Below are 15,041 nucleotides of genomic sequence, written 5' to 3'. Positions count from 1 at the left end.
AGAAATATTTAATATGCTTTAATTTGTATGAAAACATAGGGCATGTGAACTTGATTTAATTCACATGCCTAGAATATTAATTAACTTCTGTCACCCCAATATTTTGTCCAAATTGGCGTTTCATTGCCGTACGTTTAGTACGATCGATAACATCTCCAGCTAACTGGCCGCAAGCCGCATCAATGTCATCTCCTCGAGTTTTACGAATGATCACGGTAAAGCCATATTCCATCAAGGTTTTTTGGAAACGATCGATGCGCGTATTCGAGCTTTTTGCATAAGGTGCTTCTGGGAACGGATTCCATGGAATTAAATTAATTTTACAAGGCGTATTTTTTAATACTTCTGCAAGTTGATGAGCATGTTCAACGCCATCATTTATATGATCGAGCATAACATATTCAATCGTCACTTTGCCGTGATTCGCATTTGATACACTCAAATAACGATTTACCGAGTCAATCAACATTTTGATATTATATTTTTTGTTGATTGGCACAATTTCATCACGCAATTCATCGTTTGGGGCATGTAATGAAATAGCCAAAGCTACATCAATCATTTTGCTCAAATTATCTAGTGCTGGCACGACGCCAGAAGTTGATAAAGTGACACGACGTTTTGATAAACCATAGGCAAAATCATCTAACATAATTTCCATTGCAGGAACAACGTTAGCGACATTTAATAAGGGTTCGCCCATTCCCATCATTACCACATTTGTAATTGGTCTAATGCCAGTCACCCCAAAGTTGCCAATAATTTTAGAGGCTCTCCAAACTTGGCCGATAATTTCTGAAACCGTTAAATTGCGATTAAATCCTTGTTGAGCCGTTGAACAGAATGTACAAGCTAAGGCACAGCCAACTTGGGAAGATACACAAAGCGTCGCGCGATCTGCTTCGGGGATATACACGGTTTCAACTTGCTGCTCGCCCACTTGCATTGCCCATTTTATCGTGCCATCGGCTGAACGCTGTTCAACGGCAACTTCTGGGGCTTTAATTTCTGCAACAGCCTTAAGTTTTTCACGTAATTTTTTATTAATGTTTGTCATATTGTCGAAGTTATCTTCGCCAAAATGATAAATCCATTTTACTAACTGATCTGCTCGGAATGGTTTTTCGCCGAGTTCTTTAAAAAATTCGCGCATTTGTTGGCGCGTTAAATCCATTAGATTAATTTTTTTAGCGGGTGCATCTGATTGCACAGACAATAATTCTGACATTTTAGCCTCGTTATTACACATTGTGGCGATAGCGTTGTACTGGTGTTTTTTTATTAAAAACTCACAACGAAAAATTCGCAATTAAAAAATGAACGGCGATTGTACAGATTTGTCATCGCATAATCTAGCGGAATTGAAAAACGATGGAAAATATCACCGCACTTTTTTGCGATCTAGATCGCAAATATTTCCAATTACAGTGTAAAAAGTGCGGTAAAATGTAAGCTTATTTTCTAAGGTGACCAATAATGTTTAAAAAAGCTTTATTTATTTTTTCTTTGTGTCCTTCTTTTGCGGTGGCACAGTCTTATGTTGTGTATGATTTTACGCATAATCGAGTGTTGGAAAGCCATGCGCCTGATAGCGTTCAGCCGATTGCTTCTGTAACAAAATTAATGACGGCGAATGTGTTTCTAGAAAATAATACAAATCCTAATTGCACCATTGCGATAACCAGTGACGATCGTGACTACATTAAAGGTACAAGCACCAAATTACCGATGAATGTTCCGATGGCTTGCAGAGAATTATTAAAGGCGATGCTTGTGCATTCTGATAACTATGCCGCCCATGCACTTTCTCGTGCTGCAGGAATGAGCAGAATACAATTTATTAATAAAATGAATGAAAAAGCTCGTCAATTAGGCATGTATTCTACTCGTTTTCATGATAGTTCAGGTTTATCGAGTAGCAATATCTCTAGTCCTATGGATTTAGTTAAACTTGCTAAACATTCTTTAAATAAACCTGAAATTAGACAACTATCCAATATCAGTGCTACGAATATTCAAGCAGGAAGACATAGCGTATTAATGAAAAATACAAATAAATTAGTGCGTGATGAAATTTTTGATGCGGTGGTAAATAAGACAGGCTATATTCGAGAATCTGGTTATAACCTTGTTTTCATCAATAAACACCCATGTAAAAGTTCCACCATCGGTGTAATTAGTCTCAATAATTCTTCTTCTGCATATCGTTCTAGCTTTACTAAAAACAAATTAGAAAAATACGGTTGTACTGCATTGAATGGAAGAACAATTCGTGATGTAGCGGGAGAAGCTCAATATGAAGATGGATATGATGAAGTGGGCTTTAATACGCTAATTCAGAAATTATCAAAATAATGTTCATAAACATAAAAAATGCGAGATAACAGTTTGTTTTATCTCGCGTTTTTTTAGTAGATTTAAATAGCAATAAGAAGAATGAATCTTGCGCTACTTCTCAGAAGTTTGAGCTTATTGATTAGCCTTATTTGCAGCTTCTTCAGCCTCTTTAGAAAGTTGGATTGAAAGTGCTGAAGCTGCTTTTGATTCTTCAGACAATTTCAGGGCTAACTCTGCAGCAGCATTAGATTCGTCCATTTTTTGTTTAGAAAGTTTTTCAGCCTCTTCACCGCCTTGACTTAACACAGTCTGTGCCTCTTGCTGTTTTTGCATTGCTACTTTTACGGCTTCATTGGCTTGAACGGATTTATCTTGAGCAACTTTAGCAGTGTCAATCGCTTTTTGGGATTTTTCTAGTGCGATCTGTTTGTAGTTTATCGATATTGGTTGTTGAGCAGGTTGCTCTACCGATATTTTAGTTTGTTCAGTTGTTTTAGTTTGCTCTGTCATTTTAGGCTTATCATCACAGGCAGTTAAGACTATTGCTGAACTTAATACTAACCAAAATGCTTTTTTCATGTATTATCCTCAAAAGATGAATTTATAATAGCCGTTGCATTCTAGACTTAATTTTAGAAAAAGTCATTCTAACGACAGAAAAATATTTGTACTTTTGTAGGAGCAAGCAAATTAACAATAAGCATAAAAGATTTTGAAAATTTAGTCTATCACGATGATATAACACTTAAAAACATAGGGAAAATCTATCTCACTTTTTGTTATGCTTTCAAAATCACAATAAATTTAATATTTGATAATTATTTTCATTTGAAAGACGTAATAAAAATAGTATTATTACTAATGATGAATGATTGTTGAGCAGTTGAGCGATTATTCAGGCATCCAACCTCTATTACTTTTTTATAAGGACATATTATGCGAAATTCATTAAAAATTATGACCGCACTTGCACTTGGTTTATTTGCAATGCAGGCTAATGCAAAATTCAAAGTCGTCACCACCTTTACCGTGATTCAAGATATCGCACAAAATGTGGCAGGTAATGCAGCTACAGTGGAATCTATTACCAAACCAGGTGCTGAAATTCATGAATATGAACCTACGCCAAAAGACATTGTAAAAGCGCAATCTGCTGATTTAATTTTATGGAATGGTTTAAATTTGGAACGTTGGTTTGAACGTTTCTTCCAAAATATTAAAGATAAACCAGCCGTGGTGGTGACTGAAGGTATTCAACCATTGTCTATTTATGAAGGTCCGTATAAAGATGCGCCTAACCCACATGCGTGGATGTCGCCATCTAATGCATTAATTTATATTGAAAATATTAAAAATGCATTGGTGAAATACGATCCACAAAATGCAGCTGTGTATGAAAAAAATGCCGCTGACTATGCTCAAAAAATTAAACAACTTGATGAGCCACTTCGTGCAAAATTAGCTCAAATTCCAGAAGAACAGCGCTGGCTTGTGACAAGCGAAGGTGCTTTCAGTTATTTGGCGAAAGATTACAACTTAAAAGAAGGTTATTTGTGGCCAATTAATGCTGAACAACAAGGCACACCACAGCAAGTGCGTAAAGTGATTGATTTAGTTCGTAAAAACAATATTCCTGTTGTGTTTAGTGAAAGTACAATTTCAGCAAAACCAGCACAACAAGTAGCGAAAGAAAGTGGTGCAAAATACGGCGGTGTGTTGTATGTTGATTCACTTTCTGCGAAAAAAGGCCCTGTGCCAACTTATATTGATTTGCTTAACGTCACTGTATCAACCATTGTTAAAGGATTCGGAAAATAATGGACTCTTTCTCGACATCAATTTGGGTTAATGATGTAACTGTTCGTTACAACAATGGACACACTGCTATTCACAATATGACGTTCTCATTAAACAGTGGAACTATTTGTGCATTAGTGGGTGTGAATGGCAGTGGTAAATCCACGTTATTTAAAAGCATAATGGGGCTTGTGAAGCCACAACAAGGTGAAATAAAACTTTGTGATTTACCAATTTCCCAAGCACTGAAACGTAATTTGGTTGCTTATGTTCCACAATCTGAAGAAGTGGACTGGCAATTTCCTGTGTCAGTGTATGATGTCGTGATGATGGGGCGTTATGGGTATATGAATTTCCTTCGTATCCCTAAAGCGATTGATAAACAAAAAGTTCAAGAGGCGATGCAGCGAGTAAACATTGAACATCTTGCGCATCGTCAAATTGGTGAGTTATCTGGCGGGCAGAAAAAACGCGTGTTTTTGGCCCGCGCTTTAGCACAACAAAGTCCAATTATTTTATTGGATGAACCTTTCACTGGCGTTGATGTGAAAACTGAAAATGCCATTATTGATCTTCTTCAACAGCTTCGAGAAGAAGGTCATCTGATTCTTGTCTCAACTCATAACTTAGGTTCTGTTCCTGATTTTTGTGATCAAGTGGTGATGATTAATCGTACGGTGATTGCAGCAGGGAAAACGGAAGATACCTTCAACCAACATAATTTGGAAATTGTGTTTGGTGGGGTATTACGCCATATTAAATTGTTGGGTGAAGATTTGCATAATGATGAAGATAAACGTGCTGTTACCGTCTTGACGGATGATGAAAAAGCCGTTGTATTCTATGGTGAAACTAAACAAGATCCACCGGCACCAACAATAAAGGATTGCCATTTTGAAGACTGTCCTTGTAAAAGTGCGGTAAAAAAAGAGAAGGATTAAGGCATGTTAGCATTATTACTAGAACCTTTCTCCTATGATTATATGCTCAAGGCGATGATCTTGAGCACGGCAGTTGGTGCCATTTGTGCTTTTTTGTCTTCATATTTAATGCTTAAAGGCTGGTCTTTGATTGGCGATGCACTTTCTCATTCTGTTGTGCCTGGTGTCGCGATAGCTTATGCCTTCTCTTTGCCTTATGCCCTTGGTGCATTTTTTGCCGGAATTTTAGCCGCACTTTCCATTCTTTGGATTAAATCCATTTCTAAACTGAAAGAAGATGCCGTTATCGGGTTTATTTTCAGTACTTTCTTTGCATTAGGTCTATTGATCATTTCTTTAAATCCAACAGCAGTAAATGTGCAAAGCATCATTTTAGGCAATATTTTAGGCATTGCTGACGAAGATATTTACCAAGTGGCAATTATCATCGGTGTTTGTTTAGTATTGCTTTTATTATTTTGGAAGGATTTACTGCTGATTTTTTTCGATGAAACTCAAGCAAGAACGGTAGGGCTTTCGCCATTATTTTATAAAATTTTATTTTTTACCTTATTAAGTGCTTGTGTGGTAGCTGCATTGCAAACTGTAGGGGCTATTTTAGTGATTGCGATGGTCATTACCCCAGGTGCGACAGCATATTTACTCACAGATAAATTCAAAACCTTGTCAATCATCGCTATTATTTTAGGGGCAGTGACAAGTTTTGTTGGTGTTTATATTAGCTATTATTTAGATGGTGCCACAGGCGGTGTGATTGTGACATTGCAAACATTATTATTCTTGGCTGCCTTCTTGTTTTCGCCAAAATATGGTTTGCTCACTCGTAATAAAAAGGCGGTAGAAAATGTTTGATTGGATTTTAGAACCGCTACAATTTGAGTTTATGCAAAATGCTTTGTTGACTGCATTTATTGTTTCAATTATTTGTGCGTTACTTTCTTGCTATTTAGTCTTGAAAGGTTGGTCATTAATGGGCGATGCGATTTCCCATGCAGTGTTGCCTGGTATTGTGCTTGCTTATTTGGCGGGAATCCCTTTAGCGATTGGCGCATTTTTTTCAGGCATTTTTTGCTCGCTTGGTGTGGGATATTTAAAAGAAAATAGTCGTATAAAAGAAGATACCGCAATGGGCATTGTATTTTCTGGAATGTTCGCCATTGGTCTTGTTATGTTCACCAAAATTCAAACAGAACAGCATTTAACGCATATTTTGTTTGGTAATGTATTGGGTGTAAGTCATCAAGAGCTTATTCAAAGTGCGGTTATTTCTGCGATAATTTTTTGTATGATTGTCTTTAAACGTAAAGACTTTTTGCTTTATTGTTTTGACCCAAGTCACGCTCGTGTTGCAGGTCTTTCTCCTAAAATTTTACATTATGGCTTATTAATGCTACTTGCTTTAACCATTGTAAGCACGATGCAAGTGGTAGGTGTTATTTTGGTGGTGGCAATGTTAATTGCACCGGGAATTACCGCACTTACGCTCACAAAATCTTTTGATAAAATGTTATGGATTGCTATTGTAAGTTCCATTACATCAAGCCTAATTGGCGTAATATTGAGCTATCATTTTGATGCGTCAACTGGAGCTTGTATTATTCTGCTGCAAGCTGTGTTTTTTGTTATGGCATTAACCTATAGCAAGATTAGAACAAGATAATTTCCCTTCTTTTAAAAACGGTACAATCTCATGGTTTGTGCCGTTTTTATTCAATGAAATATTCTTTTAACTTCCACAAAGTATTTATTTTATGTAAGTCATTCTTTATCTTATTTTCCTCATGATTTTCAAAATCTTCTTTAACTGAATTTTGTGGTATCTCTTATTGAATAGATATATGTGAGGATTTAACGTAGAGAAAAATCGAAATGAATAACTATAAAATAACATTGCATACTTTGTAATATCTATCGGCCTTAAATATTTTAAAAACTTTAGATTTCTTTATTCGATTTTAGAACAAACAAAAAGGCGAACCTTTCGATTCGCCTTCATAGTTTCTAATTATTTAATTAGAAGAATACACGCATACCTACGCCAATAGCTTTGTCTTTAACTTTACTATTTTGTTCGTAATTACCTTGTGCATCATACCCTTTAGTAACTTGGTATTTAGCTTCAACATAGGTCACAACTTGTTTATGAAGTTTATAATCAGCACCTAACAAGAAACCGTGTTGTTTAGTTTTTTCATTATCAACGTCTTTAATTTGCTCATACTTGTAGTTACCATATACACTGGTTAAATCAGTAACTTGATATTGGAAACCTGGAGATACGAAGAAACGTTTTTCTTTCTTAGGTTCGTTAATGAATTTAGTTTTAGCATAACCACCATCTACAGAAAGAGTAAGACCATCAAATTCATAACCAAGACTTGTAAGAACTGCATCTTTATGTTGAGTAGTATAGTTTTCAGTAGTGATTTGAGTTGTAGGTGCGGCACTTGCTGCTGAGCCAGGAACTACTTTAGTAATAGTTTCTGTGCCAGTTTTATAGTTTGTACGTCCAAGTCCTAATTTAGCGATAATTCCATCTTTTTCATAAGATGCACCAACTTGGAAACCATTTTGAAGTTTACCGCTTAATACTTCATTATTTGCATCGCGTTCATTTGCGAACAAGTAATCTGCGCCGATTACTAAACCTTCAATGCCTTTATAAGTATAACGAACAACTGAGTCACCTTCATCTGGAAGATAATCGCTTTTCTCAATGATTCCGTAAGTATAATCTTTAGCTGTGCTTAAAGAATCTGCGAACGTTGCTTGGCGACCGAATGTAACTTCACCACGTTCTTTGTGACCTAAACCAACAAACGCACGTTTAGTACCTAAAGCACCGAAACCATCGCCTTTAGCGCCATTGCCTTGTTTACCATCAAGACGAACTTGTAAATAGCCTAATGCGTAATAGCCGCTATCTAAAGTATGTTTTGCTTTAACTTCTAAACGAGAGCCAGCATTTTTTAAGCCTGAATGAGTGCGTTTGGTATCAGCTTCATTACCTTTCGCATTAGTTTTTTCTAAAATAAGGCGAAGAGAACCACCAATTTCAACTTTAGTTCCTTCGTTATCGTAAACTACTGCTGCGTTCGCTGCTGAAGCTGCGAATGCACCGATGATTAATGCTGCAAGTGTTTTTTTCATAATTTGTATTCCTTATGGTTGTTTACTACCTATAATTGAACTTTTACCTTATACGGTTGTCCAATCGCCTAAATAGACGTTGCGATCATGGCAAATTCTCTTTTTGATGTCAACTCTCCAAAATTTTAATTTTCTTGAAATCTGATCAAGATCACACTTTTTGTATATTTTTGTCTGTTTTTTGTTCTTTTTTTGAGGCGTGAGTATTGCCTATAAATATTTTTAGGTATTGGTGAATGTAATGGTATGTCAGTTTTCTATATTATTCTTCCATGTACCCAATATCTTCCTGTGTTGGGTTTTCTGCCCCTTTTTTAGCTAGTTCATCGCACATTTCATTTTCTCTGTGTCCGGCATGACCTTTCACCCATTGCCAATTAATTTTATGACGTTGGATGGATTCATCTAAGGCTATCCATAAATCTTGGTTTTTTACAGGCTTTCCAGAACTTGCTTTCCAATTATTTTTTTTCCAGTTAAAGATCCATTTTGTTATGCCATTTTTCATATACTGGCTATCACTATAAAGCGTGATCAAGCAAGGTTCTTTTAATGCATTTAATGCCTCAATGACAGCGCGTAATTCCATTCGATTATTGGTGGTTTTAAAATAGCCTTTGGAGAGCATTTTTTCATGCTGTTTATAACGCAATACGGCGCCAATTCCGCCCGCACCGGGATTACCTAGGCAAGATCCATCAGTAAAAATTTCAATCTGTTTTTGCATAACAAAAAGGTTGTTGTGTAGAATAATAAGTATTTTAATGGAAAGAGATAGGTTGAACAAATGATTAATCCCAATCGCCAAATTGTATTAGATACTGAAACTACAGGTATGAATCAGCTTGGCGCGCATTATGAAGGGCACTGTATTATTGAAATTGGTGCAGTTGAATTAATAAATCGTCGTTACACAGGTAATAATTTCCATATTTATATTAAACCAGATCGCCCCGTTGATCCTGATGCGATTAAAGTTCATGGTATTACTGATGAAATGTTAGCGGATAAACCTGAATTCAAAGAGGTTGCCCAAGATTTTTTGGATTATATTAATGGTGCGGAATTGCTTATTCACAATGCACCCTTTGACGTTGGATTTATGGATTATGAATTTCGTAAACTCAACCTTAATGTGAAAACTAACGATATTTGTTTGGTGACAGATACGCTACAAATGGCGCGCCAGATGTATCCTGGAAAACGTAATAATTTGGACGCACTTTGTGATCGTTTAGGTATTGATAATAGCAAACGTACTTTGCACGGTGCGTTACTGGATGCCGAGATCTTGGCGGATGTTTATTTGATGATGACGGGGGGACAAACAAATTTATTCGATGAAGAATCTGTTGAGCCTGAAGTTATTCATGTTGTGCAAGAAAAAGCGGCGGAAGAAATAAAAAGTGCGGTGGATTTTGCGCACAATTTAAAATTACTTCAACCTACTGATGATGAGCTACAAGCGCATTTAGAATTATTAAAGATGATTAATAAAAAAAGTGGAAATAATTGTCTTTGGGATAAACGCTTTGGTAATGATAATGTGCATTAATCGTTTGGAATTTAAGCAGGTAAGTAAAATTTCATAAAAAAAGATTGACGAGATTTATGTTCGTCATTATGATACGCACCACTTAGCGGAGTGGTAGTTCAGCTGGTTAGAATACCTGCCTGTCACGCAGGGGGTCGCGGGTTCGAGTCCCGTCCATTCCGCCAATTTAAAATTAATATCTTATCTCGGAGTGGTAGTTCAGCTGGTTAGAATACCTGCCTGTCACGCAGGGGGTCGCGGGTTCGAGTCCCGTCCATTCCGCCAATTAAGATAAATAAAGATAGCACCTAACGGTGCTTTTTTTGTATCTGAAATTTACTTCATCCTTGACAAAAATAAAGCAAACTTTTAAGATTTGAAGAACTAGGGAGCTGTCACTCCCTAGTATGTTGTCTTATTAGTAAGCGTGCTGGCTCACTAATAATAAAACGACAACAAGGATAATGAGTTTAATCATTTTCTTATCCTCTTCAAACGTTGCGAAAAAGCGCAACACTCGCTTTCAAGCTGGATCCTTGAAAGCGAGATTATTATAACGTTAAGTTATAGACAAATAAACAGTGTTTAGAAAGCCATGGGATTGTATCCGTGGCTTTTTCTTTTCTTTATGAAATCATTTTTTACCAATCCTTTAACTTCCGATATAATGGCCGCCATTTTTGACAAAATAAGAGATTTTTTATGGCAACTCCAGTTGTGGCCCTTGTAGGTCGCCCGAATGTGGGAAAATCCACATTATTTAATCGCCTTACTCGTACAAGAGATGCGTTAGTCGCTGATTTTCCTGGTTTAACTCGTGATCGAAAATACGGCCATGCTCATATTGCTGGTTATGAGTTTATTGTTATTGATACTGGCGGTATTGATGGAACCGAAGAGGGCGTAGAAGAAAAAATGGCAGAGCAATCTTTGCTTGCTATTGATGAAGCCGATATTGTTCTTTTCCTTGTGGATGCTAGAGCGGGTTTAACGGCAGCTGATATTGGTATTGCGAATTACTTACGTCAACGCCAAAACAAAACGACGATTGTGGTGGCAAATAAAACCGATGGTATCGATGCGGATTCTCATTGTGCTGAATTTTATCAATTAGGCTTAGGGGAAATTGAGCAAATTGCTGCCTCACAAGGCCGTGGTGTCACTCAGTTAATGGAACAAGTGCTTGCGCCTTTTGCGGAACAAATGGAAAACTCCGATGAAAATGACCGCACTTCTGAGGAAGAACAAGACGAATGGGAACAAGAATTCGATTTTGATTCAGAAGAAGATACAGCATTGCTTGATGAGGCGTTAGAGGAATCGGAAGAAGAGCAAGATAAAAATATTAAGATTGCCATTGTTGGTCGTCCAAACGTCGGTAAATCCACCTTAACCAATCGTATTTTAGGTGAAGACCGTGTGGTGGTTTACGATATGCCAGGCACGACACGTGATAGTATTTATATTCCAATGGAACGTGATGGGCAGCAATATACGTTGATTGATACAGCTGGTGTGCGTAAGCGTGGTAAAGTGCATTTGGCGGTTGAAAAATTCTCCGTGATTAAAACCTTACAAGCGATTCAAGATGCTAATGTTGTGTTATTGACTATTGACGCGAGAGAGAACATTTCTGATCAGGATTTATCTTTGCTCGGCTTTATTTTAAATGCAGGTCGTTCTTTAGTGATCGTTGTGAATAAATGGGATGGTTTAGATCAAGATGTGAAAGACCGGGTTAAATCTGAGCTTGATCGTCGTTTAGATTTTATTGATTTTGCTCGCGTGCATTTTATTTCAGCCTTGCACGGCAGTGGTGTGGGGAATCTTTTTGATTCGATTAAAGAAGCCTATGCTTGCGCGACTCAAAAAATGACGACTTCGCTTTTAACTCGTATTTTGCAAATGGCAACCGATGAGCATCAACCACCGATGATTGGCGGTCGTCGAATTAAATTAAAATATGCCCATCCAGGTGGTTACAACCCACCGATTATTGTGGTTCACGGTAACCAAATGGATAAACTACCAGATTCTTATAAACGTTATTTGTCTAATTATTATCGTAAGAGTTTGAAAATTATTGGATCACCGATTCGTCTTCTTTTCCAAGAAGGTTCGAACCCATTTGCGGGGCGTAAAAATAAACTTACCCCGAACCAATTACGTAAACGTAAACGTTTGATGAAGTTTATTAAGAAATCGAAAAAATAAAACTAAAGTGCGGTCAAAAATATCATGATTTTTCGACCGCACTTTTTTTAACACCCCTTGCTACCAAGTCTCTTTTTGCCTGACTTAATCTAATGCATTTCGTTTCGATTGACCGTAACGGAGATGAAGATAAACAAAAAGACCAATACCTAACATTGCAAATGCCGCACCGGAAAAACCGATGTTCGCCAGCCCAAGGTGTTGCATGACTTGATTGCCTAATAGCGCGCCCCCCCCGATACCAACATTATATAACCCTGAGTAAATCGCCATTGCCACATCCGTTGCGTCCGGTGCCAATTGTAGTACTCTCGCTTGCAAACCAAGCCCAATGCCCGAAATACCGATTCCCCACACAAATGCCAGTAAGTACATGGAAAAAATATTGTGACTGAATGGCAATAGCAAGATCAGGGAAACCATCAATATCACCATGGATGTTAATAAAAATTTAGTCGGTGAGAGGGGATAGAAGCGGCTGAAGATCAGGCTTCCGGTGATCCCGGAGAAACCAGAAATCAACAAAATGGCGGTGGCGACATCATTACTCATTTCACCAATACGAATGATGAACGGTTCGATGTAACTATAGGCGGTAAAATGTGCCGAAATGATAAATACCGTTAATGCATAAAGTCCCACCAATAATGGACGTTTAAATAAAGAGGGGAGGCTACTGAGCGAGCCTGCATTGCGACTGACCAAGTGTGGTAGGAATCGGTAAAGTAATAAGAGGATGCAAAAGGCAAGAAAGGCAATGATACCAAAGGCTTCGCGCCAACCGAAATATTGCCCGATCACACGCCCTAGCGGCAAGCCAAGCACCATTGCCAAAGCACTGCCCATCGCCAATAATCCAATAGCCTGTGCTTTTTTATCTTTCGGCGCAACGCGCACGGCAAGTGAAGCGGTAATGGACCAAAAGATCGCATGCGTAAAAGCAATACCGATGCGAGAAAGCAGTAATACCCAAAAGTCCCACGCCAACACGGAAAGCACATGGCTTGCTACAAAAACAATCAATAATTTAATGAGTAAACTGCGTCGCTCCAGTTTTGCTGTCATGAGCATAAAAGGCAACGACATGAGCGACACAATCCAAGCATAGAGCGTGATCATCAAGCCGGCTTGTTCCACCGGAATGTGAAAACTGTCGGCAATATCCGACAATAAAGCGACCGGCAAGAACTCTGTGGTATTAAAGACAAATCCAGCAAATGCCAGCAAAATGACGCGGAAAAATTTTAAGCGTCGAACGATTTCTAAAGTCGCCATTATTACTGTCCTAATTTACGTTTAATGAGATGTTTAATTTGATTGCGCAAGTCTTTGTCAAATCGCACTTCATATTGTGGTGAATAGCAATTATCAAAGAAACGAAGCGGTAGAACAAATTCCTGGTATTTTTCGTTATTTGCCCGAAGATTTAAATTCACATCGCATTGCATAGATTGTAAGTTTACTTGACCGTTTCCGTTCCCTAAAAGTGCGGTGGTTTTTAACGATATTTTTTCAATGTCCAGTTGATGCCCATTAAGTTTAAAAAGGCTGGTGGCGTGGTCATATTTTGTGTTTAAGTCGGCTTTCTCTTTCAGTTCCGAATCATTCCAATTGATCGGCAAATACCGTCCTGCCAAGTCTAGCAGATTCAAACCCAATAATTCGCCGTTTTGGGCATCGAAAAAGAATTCGCCGTTAATAATTTGAGAATGGGCAAATTGCACGGCAATTTCCACATCAGCGGAACCCGTCATGGTTTTGGGGAAAGCAAGCCAAGTTAATAGACGTTCGATAGGATAATTTTTAGCGGAAAAAGCGACTGCACTTTGTTCCGGCTCGCTCACATAATCCACGTGCGCGAGGCAAGGTGAATGCGCCGTACAATAAGAATCAATATCCGCAGTGAGATGTTTGGTGTATTGGGATAAATCCAATGTCGTTTTAACAAAGCCTACCTTTTCTTCATTTAAAACAACATGATCAAAATAGGCGACAAGCTTTCTCTCATCACTGCGCTGAACACCGCCCTTCATAAAATGAAAATTAAAAATGCGATTGTTGCCGTACAGTGGTTTTGCTAATTCCACCGCAATTTGACTATCGCCACTCAATGCAATGTTGTCGGTAGTAATATTATCCAAGGAAAAATCAGAAAAACGCATTTGAATAGTTGCCGCGTTTTGTGCATTTTCAGAGAGTTTGAGATTTTGAATGTCGATTTCCTGCAATTTGACATCACCGAACAACAGTGCCGATAAGGGGAACTTGCCTGTCAGTTTTTCAATACTGATTCGGTTATGCCGGACTTTATCGAAGGAAATATAAGGTTGCGGAAGAATACCTAGATTAAACGCGTGAAAGGTAGTTTCATATTGTGCCAACTTGGCGGTCACTGCACTTTCGAGTTTGTTAAGTTGAACATAAAAAAAAGCCAAGATCGCCAACAACACGACCAGCGTCATCAAGGCGATCTTCTTCATTTATTTATCCTCATCGATGCGACTGGCAACCGCGTTCTGTTGATTTTTGTATTTAGCGTCTTTACGGCTGTTATACGGACGTGCCGCCGCACCACTTAACACTTCAAAACTCAAGGCGCCAATCACCATATTCGGACGTAATGCTAATGGTAATTTTCCTGAATTATAAAACTCCAACACGATTTTTCCTTCCCAACCTGGATCAATACGGTGTGCAGTGACGTGCACCATTAAACCTAAGCGAGCTAAAGAAGAACGACCATCTAACCAACCGATAATATTGGCGGGTAATTTTACGGATTCAAGCGTGGTTGCTAACGCTAAAGTACCGGGATGTAAGAAAAATGCTTCCCCCTCTGGAATAATAATTTCATCGCTCATTACCGATTCAAGCTGGGCGGAGACTTCTTCTTTCGGGCCGCTTAGATCAATGAAAGGCGCGGAATGCTCACGAAATACGCGGAAAGAATTACCTAAGCGAACATCAATCGTCGCACCGTTGATTTTGTCATTATTTGGACGAGGAGTTAAAGAAATAATGCCATCATCGAGATAGCGTTCAATATCAGTATCGCAAAGGCGCATAAG

At 38.1% G+C, this 15,041-nt stretch carries 14 protein-coding genes and 2 tRNA genes; 9 read left to right on the top strand and 7 right to left on the bottom strand.

All coding sequences use genetic code 11. From position 1 onward, the window contains the following. Positions 1-76: 76 nt before the first annotated feature. Entirely contained in the window at positions 77-1,228 is a 1,152-nt protein-coding gene (gene rlmN / locus DV434_RS04330; protein ID WP_192881467.1) for a dual-specificity RNA methyltransferase RlmN, read from the bottom strand. Positions 1,229-1,476: 248 nt separating this feature from the next. Between rlmN and DV434_RS04325 the strand changes: the two genes are divergently transcribed. Next, on the top strand, positions 1,477-2,355 hold the full coding sequence (locus DV434_RS04325) for a D-alanyl-D-alanine carboxypeptidase family protein (protein ID WP_118785112.1): 879 nt from the start codon (positions 1,477-1,479) through the stop codon (positions 2,353-2,355). A 114-nt stretch (positions 2,356-2,469) separates the two neighbouring features. Here the strand turns inward: DV434_RS04325 and DV434_RS04320 are convergent, their stop codons facing one another. Further along, the gene (locus DV434_RS04320; protein WP_118785111.1) at positions 2,470-2,916 is read right to left on the bottom strand and encodes a hypothetical protein; all 447 of its coding nucleotides are present in this window, start codon (positions 2,914-2,916) and stop codon (positions 2,470-2,472) included. 357 nt (positions 2,917-3,273) lie between these two features. Between DV434_RS04320 and DV434_RS04315 the strand changes: the two genes are divergently transcribed. From DV434_RS04315 to DV434_RS04300, 4 genes are read left to right on the top strand one after another with little or no spacing between them, the layout of a single operon-like run. Further along, positions 3,274-4,155 carry a metal ABC transporter substrate-binding protein gene (locus DV434_RS04315; RefSeq protein ID WP_111696497.1) on the top strand — a complete coding sequence of 294 codons (882 nt, stop codon included), beginning with the start codon at positions 3,274-3,276 and terminating at the stop codon, positions 4,153-4,155. After that, the gene (locus DV434_RS04310) at positions 4,155-5,075 is read left to right on the top strand and encodes an ATP-binding cassette domain-containing protein (protein WP_118785110.1); all 921 of its coding nucleotides are present in this window, start codon (positions 4,155-4,157) and stop codon (positions 5,073-5,075) included. Before DV434_RS04315 ends, DV434_RS04310 begins: the two co-directional genes overlap by 1 nt. Positions 5,076-5,078: 3 nt before the next feature. Continuing rightward, the gene (locus DV434_RS04305) at positions 5,079-5,927 is read left to right on the top strand and encodes a metal ABC transporter permease (RefSeq protein WP_118785109.1); all 849 of its coding nucleotides are present in this window, start codon (positions 5,079-5,081) and stop codon (positions 5,925-5,927) included. Then, on the top strand, positions 5,920-6,735 hold the full coding sequence (locus DV434_RS04300) for a metal ABC transporter permease (protein ID WP_118811504.1): 816 nt from the start codon (positions 5,920-5,922) through the stop codon (positions 6,733-6,735). The genes DV434_RS04305 and DV434_RS04300 overlap by 8 nt, the downstream gene beginning before the upstream one ends. Before the next feature lie 353 nt (positions 6,736-7,088). Here DV434_RS04300 and DV434_RS04295 read toward each other — a convergent pair whose 3' ends face one another. Next, on the bottom strand, positions 7,089-8,225 hold the full coding sequence (locus DV434_RS04295) for a porin (RefSeq protein ID WP_118811503.1): 1,137 nt from the start codon (positions 8,223-8,225) through the stop codon (positions 7,089-7,091). Positions 8,226-8,487: 262 nt separating this feature from the next. Then, on the bottom strand, positions 8,488-8,952 hold the full coding sequence (gene rnhA / locus DV434_RS04290) for a ribonuclease HI (protein ID WP_065245867.1): 465 nt from the start codon (positions 8,950-8,952) through the stop codon (positions 8,488-8,490). 60 nt (positions 8,953-9,012) lie between these two features. Here rnhA and dnaQ point away from each other — a divergent pair, with 60 nt between their 5' ends. The 4 genes from dnaQ (at position 9,013) to der (ending at position 11,973) form a co-directional block, all read left to right on the top strand. Next, positions 9,013-9,780, top strand: coding sequence for a DNA polymerase III subunit epsilon (dnaQ, locus tag DV434_RS04285; RefSeq protein WP_118785105.1), 768 nt, complete (start codon positions 9,013-9,015; stop codon positions 9,778-9,780). A gap of 87 nt (positions 9,781-9,867) precedes the next feature. Then, positions 9,868-9,944: transfer RNA gene (locus DV434_RS04280), tRNA-Asp, on the top strand. A 23-nt stretch (positions 9,945-9,967) separates the two neighbouring features. Continuing rightward, a tRNA-Asp gene (locus tag DV434_RS04275) sits at positions 9,968-10,044 on the top strand. A gap of 417 nt (positions 10,045-10,461) precedes the next feature. Next, positions 10,462-11,973: a ribosome biogenesis GTPase Der gene (der, locus tag DV434_RS04270; protein WP_118785104.1), complete on the top strand. Its 1,512-nt coding sequence runs from the start codon at positions 10,462-10,464 to the stop codon at positions 11,971-11,973. Between the two features lie 84 nt (positions 11,974-12,057). Here the strand turns inward: der and DV434_RS04265 are convergent, their stop codons facing one another. From DV434_RS04265 to dcd, 3 genes are read right to left on the bottom strand one after another with little or no spacing between them, the layout of a single operon-like run. Continuing rightward, a complete protein-coding gene (locus tag DV434_RS04265) occupies positions 12,058-13,248 on the bottom strand; it encodes a sugar transporter (RefSeq protein WP_118785103.1) in 1,191 nt (396 codons plus the stop codon). Positions 13,249-13,250: 2 nt separating this feature from the next. Continuing rightward, positions 13,251-14,453 (bottom strand): AsmA-like C-terminal region-containing protein, encoded by a 1,203-nt coding sequence (locus DV434_RS04260; RefSeq protein WP_118785102.1) that lies wholly within the window; start codon positions 14,451-14,453, stop codon positions 13,251-13,253. Beyond that, positions 14,454-15,038: a dCTP deaminase gene (dcd, locus tag DV434_RS04255; protein WP_118785101.1), complete on the bottom strand. Its 585-nt coding sequence runs from the start codon at positions 15,036-15,038 to the stop codon at positions 14,454-14,456. Positions 15,039-15,041: the final 3 nt, after the last annotated feature.

Source organism: Haemophilus haemolyticus (assembly GCF_003493685.1).
In the GTDB taxonomy this organism is placed as follows: Bacteria; Pseudomonadota; Gammaproteobacteria; order Enterobacterales; family Pasteurellaceae; genus Haemophilus; species Haemophilus haemolyticus_O.
This window is presented reverse-complemented; position numbering and strand designations above follow the sequence as displayed.

Coding starts and splice junctions, on each gene's coding strand:
- DV434_RS04315 (WP_111696497.1), top strand. CDS start 3,274: ATGCGAAATTCATTAAAAATTATGACCGCACTTGCACTTGGTTTATTT.
- der (WP_118785104.1), top strand. CDS start 10,462: ATGGCAACTCCAGTTGTGGCCCTTGTAGGTCGCCCGAATGTGGGAAAA.
- rnhA (WP_065245867.1), bottom strand. CDS start 8,952: ATGCAAAAACAGATTGAAATTTTTACTGATGGATCTTGCCTAGGTAAT.
- DV434_RS04260 (WP_118785102.1), bottom strand. CDS start 14,453: ATGAAGAAGATCGCCTTGATGACGCTGGTCGTGTTGTTGGCGATCTTG.
- DV434_RS04310 (WP_118785110.1), top strand. CDS start 4,155: ATGGACTCTTTCTCGACATCAATTTGGGTTAATGATGTAACTGTTCGT.
- dnaQ (WP_118785105.1), top strand. CDS start 9,013: ATGATTAATCCCAATCGCCAAATTGTATTAGATACTGAAACTACAGGT.
- DV434_RS04305 (WP_118785109.1), top strand. CDS start 5,079: ATGTTAGCATTATTACTAGAACCTTTCTCCTATGATTATATGCTCAAG.
- DV434_RS04300 (WP_118811504.1), top strand. CDS start 5,920: ATGTTTGATTGGATTTTAGAACCGCTACAATTTGAGTTTATGCAAAAT.
- rlmN (WP_192881467.1), bottom strand. CDS start 1,228: ATGTCAGAATTATTGTCTGTGCAATCAGATGCACCCGCTAAAAAAATT.
- DV434_RS04325 (WP_118785112.1), top strand. CDS start 1,477: ATGTTTAAAAAAGCTTTATTTATTTTTTCTTTGTGTCCTTCTTTTGCG.
- dcd (WP_118785101.1), bottom strand. CDS start 15,038: ATGCGCCTTTGCGATACTGATATTGAACGCTATCTCGATGATGGCATT.
- DV434_RS04320 (WP_118785111.1), bottom strand. CDS start 2,916: ATGAAAAAAGCATTTTGGTTAGTATTAAGTTCAGCAATAGTCTTAACT.
- DV434_RS04295 (WP_118811503.1), bottom strand. CDS start 8,225: ATGAAAAAAACACTTGCAGCATTAATCATCGGTGCATTCGCAGCTTCA.
- DV434_RS04265 (WP_118785103.1), bottom strand. CDS start 13,248: ATGGCGACTTTAGAAATCGTTCGACGCTTAAAATTTTTCCGCGTCATT.